At 64.2% G+C, this 12507-nt stretch carries 12 protein-coding genes; 4 read left to right on the top strand and 8 right to left on the bottom strand.

The window, feature by feature from the left end; all coding sequences use genetic code 11:
• Positions 1 to 351: 351 nt before the first annotated feature.
• The 4 genes from CVH10_RS14740 to dcm all read right to left on the bottom strand — a co-directional run bounded on the left by CVH10_RS14740 (position 352) and on the right by dcm (position 4289).
• Complete coding sequence (locus CVH10_RS14740; protein WP_369335814.1) at positions 352 to 768, bottom strand: very short patch repair endonuclease; 417 nt, start codon at positions 766 to 768, stop codon at positions 352 to 354.
• 53 nt (positions 769 to 821) lie between these two features.
• Entirely contained in the window at positions 822 to 1520 is a 699-nt protein-coding gene (locus CVH10_RS14735; RefSeq protein WP_106489080.1) for an HNH endonuclease signature motif containing protein, read from the bottom strand.
• Between the two features lie 13 nt (positions 1521 to 1533).
• On the bottom strand, positions 1534 to 2745 hold the full coding sequence (locus CVH10_RS14730; RefSeq protein ID WP_106489079.1) for a type II restriction endonuclease: 1212 nt from the start codon (positions 2743 to 2745) through the stop codon (positions 1534 to 1536).
• An 80-nt stretch (positions 2746 to 2825) separates the two neighbouring features.
• Positions 2826 to 4289: a DNA (cytosine-5-)-methyltransferase gene (gene dcm / locus CVH10_RS14725; protein WP_106489078.1), complete on the bottom strand. Its 1464-nt coding sequence runs from the start codon at positions 4287 to 4289 to the stop codon at positions 2826 to 2828.
• Positions 4290 to 4703: 414 nt separating this feature from the next.
• Between dcm and CVH10_RS14720 the strand changes: the two genes are divergently transcribed.
• From CVH10_RS14720 to CVH10_RS14710, 3 genes are all read left to right on the top strand, one after another.
• Positions 4704 to 4913, top strand: coding sequence for a hypothetical protein (locus CVH10_RS14720; protein ID WP_146142937.1), 210 nt, complete (start codon positions 4704 to 4706; stop codon positions 4911 to 4913).
• A gap of 244 nt (positions 4914 to 5157) precedes the next feature.
• Complete coding sequence (bioA, locus tag CVH10_RS14715) at positions 5158 to 6435, top strand: adenosylmethionine--8-amino-7-oxononanoate transaminase (RefSeq protein WP_106489077.1); 1278 nt, start codon at positions 5158 to 5160, stop codon at positions 6433 to 6435.
• An 80-nt stretch (positions 6436 to 6515) separates the two neighbouring features.
• Entirely contained in the window at positions 6516 to 6827 is a 312-nt protein-coding gene (locus CVH10_RS14710; RefSeq protein ID WP_035595337.1) for a helix-turn-helix domain-containing protein, read from the top strand.
• 36 nt (positions 6828 to 6863) lie between these two features.
• On the opposite strand, the gene CVH10_RS14705 is transcribed toward CVH10_RS14710, so the two are convergent.
• On the bottom strand, positions 6864 to 8093 hold the full coding sequence (locus CVH10_RS14705; protein WP_106489076.1) for an EAL domain-containing protein: 1230 nt from the start codon (positions 8091 to 8093) through the stop codon (positions 6864 to 6866).
• Positions 8094 to 8273: 180 nt separating this feature from the next.
• Between CVH10_RS14705 and CVH10_RS14700 the strand changes: the two genes are divergently transcribed.
• The gene (locus tag CVH10_RS14700) at positions 8274 to 9068 is read left to right on the top strand and encodes an SDR family NAD(P)-dependent oxidoreductase (RefSeq protein WP_035595333.1); all 795 of its coding nucleotides are present in this window, start codon (positions 8274 to 8276) and stop codon (positions 9066 to 9068) included.
• Positions 9069 to 9150: 82 nt separating this feature from the next.
• Here the strand turns inward: CVH10_RS14700 and CVH10_RS14695 are convergent, their stop codons facing one another.
• The 3 genes from CVH10_RS14695 to CVH10_RS14685 form a co-directional block, all read right to left on the bottom strand.
• Positions 9151 to 9918: an SDR family NAD(P)-dependent oxidoreductase gene (locus CVH10_RS14695; protein WP_035595352.1), complete on the bottom strand. Its 768-nt coding sequence runs from the start codon at positions 9916 to 9918 to the stop codon at positions 9151 to 9153.
• Between the two features lie 16 nt (positions 9919 to 9934).
• Positions 9935 to 11614 (bottom strand): AMP-binding protein, encoded by a 1680-nt coding sequence (locus tag CVH10_RS14690; protein WP_106489075.1) that lies wholly within the window; start codon positions 11612 to 11614, stop codon positions 9935 to 9937.
• 233 nt (positions 11615 to 11847) lie between these two features.
• Positions 11848 to 12417 carry a TetR/AcrR family transcriptional regulator gene (locus tag CVH10_RS14685; RefSeq protein WP_106489074.1) on the bottom strand — a complete coding sequence of 190 codons (570 nt, stop codon included), beginning with the start codon at positions 12415 to 12417 and terminating at the stop codon, positions 11848 to 11850.
• Positions 12418 to 12507 lie beyond the last annotated feature (90 nt).

Below are 12507 nucleotides of genomic sequence, written 5' to 3'. Positions count from 1 at the left end.
GAAGGGGACGACGCCCTATGCCGTCTTCAAGAAAGGACTCCCCAAGGGGGCAAAGAAGGAGCCCAGGAAAACGGCAGGAAACACTGCTTAACTATAGGGAGCCCACGGGGGCATGTGTCAGGCGAACACCATCACTGTACACCGTGAATCTGGGCCACAGCACGCTCTGTGCGTGTATGCCATAGTTCGAGGCATACAGAAGCCCACACAAGACAGTCTTCCATCCTTTCTATCTGAAAGACTCGCCTTTATTCCTGAACAACTTGAGAAACCGAACAACGCTTAGAAAAACGTCAAGAAAGAGAGAGCTTACAGAACCGTTCTGACAAAAACGACTTAACGGAAGGCTTTCTATCGCACTCTTGGTGGGAATTCAGGCCATTCGTGGAAAAGGTCACTAGATCGTATGATATCGCAAACCGATTGGATCTCATCCACACAACATTTCAGCCCGCATTCCCATATAACCATGACTCGCCAGCCACTCTTCAAGAGTGCCTGATTATTTCTTTCATCACGCTCCACATTCTTTTGAAATTTTTCTTCCCAGAAAGCGCTTCGAGATGACGGCGTGGTTGCATAGAAACATCCGGAATGACGGTGCCAGAAGCAGCCATGAACGAAGATGGCAAGTCGATATTTCGGCAGAACGAGATCCGGGTTTCCGGGCAGGTCCCTGCGATGAAGGCGGTAACGAAAGCCTTGGGCATGCAGATAACGACGCACTGCAAGCTCAGGATTCGTATTCTTGTCCCTGATCGCGGACATCATCCGTGATCGCGTTTTTGGATCGACGATATCCATACGACTTGCAACTCTCTCTAGGTTCCCGGAAATCCCCTCAACGCCAGAAGAGTCTGCCTCATGGAGAGCTGTTCCTCGGGCGATGAATGGTGCGCGCGCCTGTGGCAACCCGGGCACAATGCGGCACAGTTTTCCAGGATATCCGGCCCACCTTCTGACAGCGGCACGATATGGTGCGTCTCGACATAGGAGAAACCGGCCGCATCCATGAAGGGGGGCCATGTGCATCCGGGATACTCGCAGCGGTAGTCTGCTCTTTCCTTGGCGGCTGCCATCACTTCCGTATCGCGCTGCCAACCGGAGTACCCGCGTACACGTACCGGCGGTGCAGCTGGTGGCAAGTCGGGTGAAGGGGCCGGGCCAAGGGGAACGAAGTCCGCTCTTTCGCTCAGGTAAAACGTTATGTCGTTGCCATACCAGACGACAAAAAGGAACATCCCGACGGTGAGTCGTGTGGTCAGCCTTCCGATCCGAGGCTCTGCTGGCCGGGCTGCGTTCCTCTGTGCTCCGTAGTAGGTGAATGCTACATATTCACGGCCTTCTCCCCAAAAGCCCTGCCGTAACGTGTAATTGCCGGTACCACCACCTTCGGGCTCCAGGCCTGCCATGCTCAATACAGTCTGCTGATCGACTGTGACGAACAGGGCCCCCTTGTTGATATCGTTGGGAGCAACCTCTTTCGAGGCGAAGTGGATATTTCCGATGCTCTGGTACATTTTTTCCCCTTGATCAGCGCTGTCGGTCCTTGAGCAGATGCAGAAACCCTTCCAGATCCATCAGGTTGCTCGCCTGTTCCGGCGTGAAGGTCTCGTGAAGGGTGCGCGGGAGTACCAGCGTCAGGCTGGCTGCTGTCATTTCGGCCGTCTGGTGCTCGGAAATGCCGGGCTGTAGGGTCAGAAGATGTTTTTCGGGGATCCGCTGCGCTTCATTGAGCACCTGCCGCCAGCGGTCCTTGCAGGTGGTCTTGACGCCCAGCATCGTGAGCCGGTCTGCGGGCCAGCTCGGGTCCTGGTACGGCTCGTACCCGGGAAAGAGGAAATCGGGTTTGGAACGGTTCTCGGTATGCGCCCCTCTCTCATGATGGACGCCGTTCTCCAGGAAGATCCACTCGAGATGGTTTTCCAGCGCATAGCCAGCCCGTGACTTCCTGCGGTTGTGCACACCAAGGGAGAACTGCATGAACTCGTCGACATCACTGGCCCAAGCTTCTGCCTTCTCCCTCAGCTGAGAACTGACGATATGCCGCTCCAGCTGCCGGAACAGCAGCTCTTCACGATCGATCAGACTGACCAGGGTTTCATCAGGGGCCGTTACCGGAGCAACATCTCCGCACAGCGTTTCCAGTGCCAATCCGGACAGCTCCCGGGTTCTGGGAAAACGAGGGCCGAACCTCTCAAGCATCAGATCAAGCCAGTCATCCGAGGCTTCATCTTCGAATTCCAGACCTGCAGTTTCGGCCACGTAGTTGAACAGTGCCTGCGATTGCGGGGCAACCCGATCGATGTCGATGGTGGTGAAGCGCTGATGCGGCGTTCCCGACATGCCGAACAGCCACAGGATCTCGTGCCGGTCCGGACAGTCCTCGCTGATGATCAGAAGCAGCATGGTGCCGTCATGGCGAACGGCACTGATCAGGGTGTCGCCTTCGTCAGCCTTCTGCATTACCTCGTTGTCACGGAAATAGAGTCGATACTCGCTTCGAGTAGGATGTCGTTCACGCGCATCATACCAGGTGACCTGATCCTCGATAGATAGGCGGTCTTCCTCGTTGGCCCCCAGATAGAGAAACACGGAGGGAAACAGCCGGCGTCTCAGGCCGAGATACTCCTTCATGCTGTTGGTACCGTTGAACTCATGCTGGTTCGACGTGTGCCGCTGGGTTTCTACCGCGCTCAGAAGTTTTACTGAAATGCCCGCAAAGTGCTGGTCGAGGGGTACCATGGCTGCTCCGCAACAGCAGCGAAGCGGCCAAAGGCCGCTTCGCTATCAAACGTGTTACGCCATGTTGCGATATCCACGATCTAGATGGCAAGTTCCAGTTCAGGCTGATGGAATGATGTCTGCTCCATTTCACTACACTTGCGACCAGCCTCGATGATACGTGGCTTCATCAGCTCAGCCACGGCACGAAAGACCGGCACGACGACCGAGTTGCCAAACTGACGATAGGCCTGGGTATTCGAGACGGGAATCACGAACGAACTCTCGCCGGGGGCGTCGAAGCCCATCAGGCGAGCACATTCCTGCGGTGTCAGGCGGCGAGGGCGGTTGCGATGGTTCTCGGGGGAGTCGAAGGGCTTCCCGTCATCGAACCCGCGGTCGACAAGTATCTCCGAGCCGTCCTTGTGGTAACGGGCGGATAGCGTGCGCGCCACATCATTCGGACCGGTGAGGCCGAACCCGAAGCCATTGCCCTTCTCGCGGTGCTTCTGGGCATAGCGGTAGAGGTAGTCCCAGAGCTTGGGCGTCAGGATATACTTGTCATCGACCTCTTCGTCGAGCAGATCACCGAAGGTGGGGCGCTTTTCCGGAATGACCTTCTCGATGTCCTTCAGGGTGAAACCCTGGTGCACGTTCAGGTCGCGCCGGAAACCGACCAGCACGATGCGTTCACGGTGCTGGGGGATGAAGTGCCTGGCATCAATCACCTTGGGATCCCGTCCCTTGGAGGCGTTCACGTCAGCCACGTCGTAACCCAGCTCGTCCAGCGCCTCGCAGATGACACGGAAAGTCTTTCCCTTGTCATGGCTCTTGAGGTTCTTGACGTTTTCCAGCAGAAAGACAGCTGGTTTCTTTGCCGCAATGATGCGGGCCACATCGAAGAAAAGGGTTCCTTGGGCATCGCACTCGAAGCCATGTTTCCTTCCCAGAGAGTTTTTCTTCGACACCCCTGCTAGCGAGAATGGCTGGCAGGGAAAACCGGCCAGAAGGACGTCGTGGTCGGGAATCGTTCTGTCTATGTGCGCATAGGCCGTATCTTCATCGATTTCCAGGTTGGCGCTCAGCGTCACGTCCCGGATATCGTGATTGAAGACATGCTCCTGATGATCTGGATCGCAGTAATGGTTGGCCATGTAGGTGCGACGGGCGTTCTTATCCCACTCCGAGGTGAAAACGCACTTGCCGCCGATCGCATCGAAGCCCGCCCTGATTCCCCCGATACCTGCAAAGAGATCGATGAAGCGGAATTCAGGATTATCGTAGTGCTCAGGGCGTGACGGCAGCAGTGCCTGAAGCGCCATGTACTCTGCATGCGAGAATTTCGGCATCGCCTTGCCTTTCAGGGCGCGGTTGATTGTCTCACGGCTCCAGTGCCCCGGCGAGACCTTGCCCAGCTCCTCTGCTAGCTGTTTCTGGTCGTAGATCAGGGATAGGTGCTCGAGAAGCTTGCGGTCATCTGCCCTGAGATTTTCGGATGCTTCCTCACCGGGCTTAGAGCTGTTCGGCAGGGCTGTGGAGGTGGATACTGCTGTCTCGAACGTCATGTCTAAATTCCTCTCTGGGTCAATCGTGTGACGACCCATCACTTAATCGTCCCAGATTATGGGCATCACACCTCTGTTGTGCAACAAAGGAAGCAAGCACCACCGCAGGCTTTTTCTATCATCCGGCGACCCGCTCAGACATCTGACCGGTGGCAACTGCGTGCTTGTGGTTATGGTCAACCCCACAAAAAAACTGTAGCAATATACAGTATTCATTGCCACACCAGCCCTGAGCAGATAACCGGAGAGCTGTAGACACGTCTTCCTCGAAGACCCTCGCCCCACAGCTATTCGGGACTTACCGTCCATCTCCCCAACTGTCAGCGATCTCCTATACCGCCCACCTCGTCCAGCGCCTAGCCTAGGATGCATGAGGAGGAAAACGCAGAGGACAGGCCCGTGTCGGAGATCACCATGATGCCCATGCCCCGCGGCAGCTGGGCGATGATTTGCCCCTGCGGCGCCACCGAGATTCGCGCCCCGCAGGGGCCGCGCTGGGCCAGCTTCAGGCTGCGGCGAATCGATGCCTACCACTACCGCGTCACCTGCCTGGCCTGCGGTCACGCCACCGAGCATAGCGTCAGCCCCCGCGTTGCCGGGGCCAGCTACGGCGAGGCGCGCTGATCCCTGCCGGCCGCTCCGGCTCGCACGTCCCCCTCTCCCTCGCTTGTGACCGTCAGCTTTTGACCGCCAGCTTTCCACTCCAGGCCTCGCTTACCGCAGGCGCCACGCGCCCGTCCAACGCGCTTGCACGCCGCCACAGTCAACACCTTCATAACCACATGGTTTACATGTAAGGTATGCGCCATCCGGCCGCCGGTGCCTTTCGTGCATCGGCGGCGCCGTTCACGCATGCCCTGGAGGCCCGATGACATCCCCCGTCTGGCACCCCTACTCCCACCTCAAGACCCAGGCCCCGTCACCCAAGGTGGTCGGCGGCGACGGCCCGCGCTTCACCCTGGATACCGGCGAGTCGCTGCTCGATGCCACCTGCTCCTGGTGGTGCATGATCCACGGCTATCGCCATCCGCGGCTGGTCGAGGCCATCCAGCGCCAGGCCGACGAGCTGTGCCACGTGATGCTGGGCGGACTGACCCATGAGCCGGCCGACCGCCTGGCCCGCGAGCTGGTGCGCGTCACGCCGGAAGGGCTGAACCACGTGTTCTTCTCCGACAGCGGCTCGGTGGGCATGGAAGTGGCCATGAAGATGGCCGTGCAGTACCACTACCTGCGCGGCAAGCCGGCCAAGCACCGCATGCTGACGCTGATGAAGGCCTACCACGGCGACACCGCCGGCTGCATGGCGGTGTGTGACCCCGAGGAAGGCATGCACTCGCTGTTCGCGGGTTTCCTGCCGCAGCACCACTTCGCCCCCGCCCCCACCGCCGGCTTCGACGCCACCCGCGACGAGGTGCAGGCCGATCTCGACGCCCTGCGCGGGGTGCTGGAGGCCCATCACGAGGAGATCGGCGCGCTGCTGATGGAGCCGCTGCTGCAGGCGGCCGGCGGGCTCAACATGACCTCGCCCCACTATTTACGCGGCGCCCGCGAGCTGTGCGACGAGTTCGACGTGCTGCTGATCTTCGACGAGGTGGCCACCGGCTTCGGCCGCACCGGCAGGATGTTCGCCGCCAATCATGCCGACGTGACGCCGGACATCATGGTGCTGTCCAAGGGCCTGACCGGCGGCTACCTGGGCCACGCCGCGACGCTGGCCACCGACCGCGTGCACGATGCCTTCATCGGCGACAGCGCGCTGCACGCCTTCATGCACGGCCCGACCTTCATGGGCAACCCGCTGGCCTGCCGCGTCGCGCTGGAGAGCCTGGCGGTGTTCGAGGAGGACGACTACCTCGGCCGCATCGAGGCGCTCAACGGCGTGCTGCGCGAGGAGCTGGTGGACGACGAGGCGCTGCGCGCCCACCCGGACGTGGCCGACGTGCGTGCGCTCGGCGCCACCGCGGTGATCGAGGTTCACGACGCCGACTCGCTCAGGGGCGCGGCCGACTTCGCCCGCACCCAGGGCGTGTGGCTGCGCGCCTTCGGCCGCTGGCTGTACACCATGCCCGCCTACATCACCCCCCACGACGACATGCGCCGCATCACCGGCGCCATGAAGGGCTGGTTCCTGTCCCGGGAACGCTAACGCGCCCCGCTCGGTCTCGGGCTGGCACTCGCCGCGGCGGCGTGTCAGCCTTGGGCAAACCTTCAGGGATGATGAGCGCCATGAGCCTGAGCAAGACCCGCACCAGCTTCTATCGCCGCCTCTACGTGGCCCACTTGATCGCCACCGGCACCGCCAGCGTGCCGGCGATCATGGAGGCCACGGGCATGCCCCGACGCACCGCCCAGGACACCATCGCCGCCCTGGCCGAGCTCGACATCCACTGCGAGTTCGAGCCCGAACCCGGGCAGCGCCACAACATCGGCCACTACGTCATCCGCGACTGGGGCCCCATCGCCCCCGACTGGGTGACCAGCCACGCCGAGATGCTGCGCCAGGCCCTCGGCTACCCCCCGCGAGACCTGGCCCGCTGAGTCGCTTGCCGTCGCTGCCGATAGTCTGGCCCTAGATCAGGAGGGGGCGAGACCGGCGCCCAGGGCCTCCTGCAGCGGCATGGGCCGACCGATGTGGTAGCCCTGGGTCTTGTAAACGCCGAACTCCCAGAGCGCTTCCAGCTCTTCCTGACATTCCACGCCCTCGGCAATGACCACGGCGTCGATCGTTTCGGCGAAGGCGATCAGCGATGCCGTCAGGGCCCGGCGTCGCCGGTCGAGATGCAGGTCGCGGATCAGACTGATATCGAGCTTGATGATGTCTATGTCGAGCTCGAGGATATGCTGGAACGTGGCATATCCGGCGCCGGCATCGTCGATGGCCAGGCGGACCCCGCGCTGACGGAGCGGTGCCACGGCCTCGCGAAACGCCGCATAGTCGGCGACCCGCTCATGCTCGGTCACCTCCAGCACGATGCGCGAGGCATCATGCCCTGCGAGGGTGCGGGCTACCGCACCACTGATGATATGCACCGGCGAGACGTTGACGGCCAGATAGGTCCCATCGGGCAAGGCTTCGAGAGCCGTCAGCGCCTGGCGGATGGCCAGCATCTCAAGCCTCTCCCCGGCCCCCACGCGCTTCGCCTCGCTGAACCAGACATCGGGCGTGCGATAAGGCTCGGCGCTGAAGCGCGCCAGCGATTCATATCCCACGACACGTCCCACGCTACGATCGTAGATCGGCTGATAGACAATCTTCACCGCCTGCTGGGCGAGCACGCCCTCGACGCGAGCGACGGCAGCATTTTCCTCCCGGCGTGCTCGGAACCGCTGTTCGATCTGCCGACTGACAATGTCTGCAACGGTGCGTAACAGAGCCAGATCACGCTCAGACAAAGAAGGATCCGGTTCATGGCGATAGCAGCAGAAGGTGCCGAACACTTCGCCCGAGGCGTGATGCAGGGGCACGCCCAGGTACGCGCCGATTTCCAGGTCCTCAGTGACAGGCATCGAGCGCGTCGACGCATTCAGGCCGGTATCGGGAATCCGCCCGGCCAACTCGTGATCGACGATCTTGCGGCAGTAGCTCTCCTCCTCGGGATCGGCATGCCCTTGCTTGGGGCCCTTGGTGCTTCCCCCCGCATCCACCACCCGCAGCACTCGCCGCCCCTGGTCAAACTCCGAGATGAAGGCGACGTCCATACCGAGGTGCGTCCGCACGCTGTGCAGCACACTCTGCAGATCCTGGCTCAGCGTGGCCTCGCTGGCCCCGGGGAGCAGGAGGCTATCCCAGATGTCGTGTTCCATGAAGATGATCCCTTAAAGCCAGCCGAGGCGCCAAAATACTAATAGAGCCTGTCATCTCATCAAAGCTAACTTCATTAACGAAACCTCATACTCGCCGGACTCTGGATTTCCCTCCCGCGTGTAACTTGTTAGGGTGCTAGCGACAAAGGCATATTCTCGACACACTACCAGGAGGCTTCCATGCAGATCGAGCTGACCGGCAAGACCGCCATCGTCACCGGCTCCACCGGGGGCATCGGCTTCGCCATCGCCAAGGGGCTGGCCGACTGCGGCGCCAGCGTGGTGCTCAACGGCCGCAAGCAGGCCGCCGTCGACGAGGCACTGACGCGCCTGCGCCAGCAGGTGCCGAACGCCGACGCCCGCGGCGTGGCGGCGGATCTGGGGACCGCCGAGGGCTGCGATGCCCTGCTGGCCGCCGAGCCCACCGCCGACATCCTGGTCAACAACGTCGGCATCTTCGGCCCGCAGGACTTCTTCGAGACGCCGGACGACGAGTGGCAGCGCTTCTTCGACGTCAACGTGATGTCCGGGGTGCGCCTGTCACGGGCCTACTCGGGCGACATGGTCGAGCGCGGCTGGGGCCGCATTCTGTTCCTGTCCTCGGAGTCGGCGCTGAACATCCCCGACGACATGATCCACTACGGCGTCACCAAGACCGCCTACCTGTCGCTGTCCCGCGGCCTGGCCAAGCGCCTGGCCGGCACCGGCGTCACGGTCAACGCCGTGCTGCCGGGGCCGACGCTGTCCGAGGGCGTGCAGGCGATGCTCGCCGAGCAGCAGAAGCAAAGCGGCAAGTCGATGGAGGAGACCGCCAGGGAGTTCGTGATGGCCCAACGCCCGAGCTCGGTCATCCAGCGCGCGGCCACCGTGGAGGAAGTCGCCAACATGGTCGTCTACGCCGCCTCGCCGCAGGCCTCGGCCACCAGCGGCGCGGCCCTGCGCGTCGACGGTGGCGTGGTCGACACCATCGCCTGACGCGACCACCGCGGCCCGTCGACAAAAAACGCCCCCAGGCCAGCGCCTGGGGGCGTTTGCGTTTCCCCGGTGATACCCGCGCTCACTGCATGCGAATGCCGCCATCCAGGCGGATCACCTCGCCGTTGAGCATCGGGTTGGTGATGACCTGCTCGGCCAGGCGGGCGTACTCGTCGGGCCGGCCCAGCCGCTTGGGGAACGGCACCGCTGCCGAGAGCGCCTCCACGGCGGCCTCGGGCAGGTCTTCCATCATCGGCGTCTCGAACACCCCCGGGGCGATGGCCATCACCCGGATGCCGTGGCGCGACAGCTCCCGGGCCGCCGGCAGGCTCATGCCCACCACCCCGGCCTTGGAGGCGCTGTAGGCGCACTGCCCCACCTGGCCGTCGAAGGCCGCCACCGAGGCGGTGTTGACGATCACCCCGCGCTCGCCGTCCTCGCCCGGGGCGTTTCCTGCCATGGCCGCCGCCGCCAGGCGCATCACGTTGAAGGTGCCGACCAGATTGATCTGCTGGGTGCGCGCGTAGTCGTCGAGGTCGGCCGGATTCCCCTCGCGGTCGAGCAGCTTGGCCACGCTGACCACGCCGGCGCAGTGCACCACGCCGGCCAGGCCCCGCGCGCCGCCGTGGGCCACGGCGGCGTCCACCGCGGACTGAATATCGTCGGCCGAGGTCACGTCGCCGCGCACGGCGATAGCCGCCGCGCCCAGCCGCTCGGCCAGGGCCTCGACGCCCTCGCTCAGATCGCACAGCGTCACGCGGCCGCCCGCCGCCACCAGCCGTTCGGCGGTGGCGGCGCCCAGCCCGGAGGCGGCGCCGGTGATCAGAAAGGCGTTGTCCTTCACTTGCATGGTCATGTCTCCACGGTCAGGGGGCAGCCGCCGCCTTGTCGGCGGCATCCGCGCGCAGCTTGAAGCGCTGGATCTTGCCGCTGGGGGTCTTGGGCAGGGCGTCGACGAACTCGATCGCCCGCGGGAAGGCGTGGGTCGAGAGCCGCTCGCGCACCTGCTGGCGAATCTCCTCGGCCAGCGACTCGCTGGGCTCGTGGTCGTCGCGCAGCACCACGTAGGCGCGGATGATCTCGCCGCGCAGTTCGTCGGGCTGGCCGACGGCGGCGGACTCGGCCACCGCCGGATGCGTCAGCACGGAGTTCTCCACGTCGGTGGGGCCGACGCGATAGCCCGAGGTGGTGATGATGTCGTCGTTGCGCCCGGCGAACTGGAAGGTGCCGTCCTCGTGGCCGACCACCACGTCGCCGGTCAGATAGTAGCCGTCGATGAAGGGGTCCTTCTCCTGCCAGGTGTAGCCGGCGAAGAAGTGCGCCGGCGAACGGGCGATATCCACCGCCAGCACCCCGGGCTCGCCCGGCGGCAGCTCGCGGCCCTCGGCGTCGAGGATCGCCAGCCGGTAGCCCGGCAGCGGCGCGCCCATGCCGCCATTGGGGCGGGGATGATCCAGCACATGATGATTGCAGCAGGTCATGCCGGTCTCGGTCTGGCCGTAGTGATCCATCACCGGGCAGCCCAGCGTGCGCTCCACCCAGGCCACCACCTCGGTGTTGAGCGGCTCGCCCGCCGAGCTGGCGCGCCGCAGCGCAAGGTGCTCGCCGGCCTCGTCGAACAGCCCCGAGGCCTTCATCAACCGGTAGGCGGTAGGCGCGGCGGCGAAATTGGTGATGCCATGGCGCTGCAGGAAGTCCCGCGCCACCTCGGCGCCGAAGCCCGCCTCGCAGAAGTGGGTGGTCGCGCCCAGCAGCAGCGGCCCGGTGATGGCGTAGTAGAGCCCGTAGGCCCAGCCCGGGTCGGCCATGTTCCAGAAGCGGTCGTCGCGCTCGAGGCCCACGGCCAGCTCCATGTAGAGCGCAAAGGCCGGCAGCGCCGTGAGCGGCACGGCCACGCCCTTGGGCTTGCCCACCGTGCCGGAGGTGAACATCTGCAGGAAGGGCGCGTCCGGCGCCTGGCGCGGGGGCGGCGTGGCGATGGGCGCGTGCTCGAGGGCGGCCGCCCAGTCGTGGTCAGCACCGTGCGCGGCATCGGCGCCGCCCACGGCGAGCACCGACGGGCACTCGGCCAGGCCGTCGAACTTGGCCCGGTTGGCGGGATCGGTGATCACCAGCCGCGTCCCGGCGCGCTCGAGGCGATAGCCGACCGCGTCAGGGCCGAAGGCGGTGAACAGCGGCTGGTAGACCGCGCCGATGCGCCAGGCGGCGAGCACCGCGACCAAAAGCTCGGGCGTACGTGGCAGCATCCCGGCGATGCGATCGCCCTCGCCCAGGCCCTGGTCGGTGAACCAGCCGGCCAGGCGCTCGCTGGCCGCCGCCAGCTCGGCGTAGCTCAGGGTGGTGACGCGGCCGCCGCCATCCTCGTGCACCAGCGCCGTCGTCGCCCCGCGCCCCTGGCGCAGGTGGCGGCCGCAGCAGGCCTCGAAGGCGTTGAGGCGGCCGTCGGCGTGATCGTCGAGCCGGGCACTCACGGCATCGACGGAGAAGGTTTCGAGATAGGCGGCGAGAGAGGTGACAGGATCGGAAAGCGTCGCGGGCGTGCTCATGGAAAGCCTCCGTGCCGGGCGCCCGGGCATCGCCCCGGAACGCCCGCTGATTGTTGTTGTGCGTCGGCGGGTCGCGGGCTGGCGCGCCGCCTTGATTCCGTTGACGTAAACGTCAACAATTCGCCGTGCCCGACTCAAGCTAGAGGTTTCACGATGGCGCGGCAAGGCGAATGCGCGTTCGCGCGGCTAGACCATGGTCGAGCCCGCCGTGCGACGGGCTCGACGTTAACGGCTTAGCCGCGCTGCGCCATCAGCATGGCCACCAGCTCGCGGCCCAGTTCCTCGGGGGACCGCTCGCCCTCGGGGTCGTACCAGCGCACCGTCCAGTTCAGCGCGCCCATCACGAAGCGCGAGACCAGGAAGCGGTCGCCGTGAATCAGCCCGGCGGCCAGGGCCTCGTCGATGACCGTCTCCCACAGCGCCTCGTAGGCATCGCGCAGGTGGCCGAGGTGGGCACGGGCGTCGTCGTCCAGGCGGCGCCATTCGTAGAGCGCCACGACGTGGGCATTGCGGTCGGTGAGCAGGGTCTCCAGGTGAGCGCGGGCCATGGCCTGCAACCTCGCCTCCGGATCGCGGTCGCATGACTCGAGGGCCTCATGGGCGATCGCCAGGGCGTTGCGGGTGCCCTCCTCGATCACCGCGGCCAGGATCTCCTGCTTGTCGCGGAAGTGATGGAAGAGACTCCCCGACTTGATGCCCATCTCCTCGGCCAGCATGCGCACCGTGGTCCGGTCGAAGCCCTCCTGCACGAACAGCTGGGCGGCCTGGCGGGTGAGCTCCTTGCGACGCGGGGAGTCATTCATTACATTCATCGACATTCACACTAGCGCTTGCTTGGTTAGCTCGAGAGAACCATAGCCCTTTCGGCGGGTCAACGCGCCCGCCGCCCTCCC

Origin of the sequence: Halomonas sp. ND22Bw, from assembly GCF_003011945.1 — a bacterium.
Taxonomy (GTDB): domain Bacteria; phylum Pseudomonadota; class Gammaproteobacteria; order Pseudomonadales; family Halomonadaceae; genus Halomonas; species Halomonas halophila.
Note: the sequence above shows the minus strand (reverse complement) of the source record. Positions and strands in the feature narration are given on the sequence as shown.

Coding starts and splice junctions, on each gene's coding strand:
- CVH10_RS14740 (WP_369335814.1), bottom strand. CDS start 768: ATGTCCGCGATCAGGGACAAGAATACGAATCCTGAGCTTGCAGTGCGT.
- CVH10_RS14735 (WP_106489080.1), bottom strand. CDS start 1,520: ATGTACCAGAGCATCGGAAATATCCACTTCGCCTCGAAAGAGGTTGCT.
- CVH10_RS14730 (WP_106489079.1), bottom strand. CDS start 2,745: ATGGTACCCCTCGACCAGCACTTTGCGGGCATTTCAGTAAAACTTCTG.
- dcm (WP_106489078.1), bottom strand. CDS start 4,289: ATGACGTTCGAGACAGCAGTATCCACCTCCACAGCCCTGCCGAACAGC.
- CVH10_RS14720 (WP_146142937.1), top strand. CDS start 4,704: ATGATGCCCATGCCCCGCGGCAGCTGGGCGATGATTTGCCCCTGCGGC.
- bioA (WP_106489077.1), top strand. CDS start 5,158: ATGACATCCCCCGTCTGGCACCCCTACTCCCACCTCAAGACCCAGGCC.
- CVH10_RS14710 (WP_035595337.1), top strand. CDS start 6,516: ATGAGCCTGAGCAAGACCCGCACCAGCTTCTATCGCCGCCTCTACGTG.
- CVH10_RS14705 (WP_106489076.1), bottom strand. CDS start 8,093: ATGGAACACGACATCTGGGATAGCCTCCTGCTCCCCGGGGCCAGCGAG.
- CVH10_RS14700 (WP_035595333.1), top strand. CDS start 8,274: ATGCAGATCGAGCTGACCGGCAAGACCGCCATCGTCACCGGCTCCACC.
- CVH10_RS14695 (WP_035595352.1), bottom strand. CDS start 9,918: ATGCAAGTGAAGGACAACGCCTTTCTGATCACCGGCGCCGCCTCCGGG.
- CVH10_RS14690 (WP_106489075.1), bottom strand. CDS start 11,614: ATGAGCACGCCCGCGACGCTTTCCGATCCTGTCACCTCTCTCGCCGCC.
- CVH10_RS14685 (WP_106489074.1), bottom strand. CDS start 12,417: ATGAATGACTCCCCGCGTCGCAAGGAGCTCACCCGCCAGGCCGCCCAG.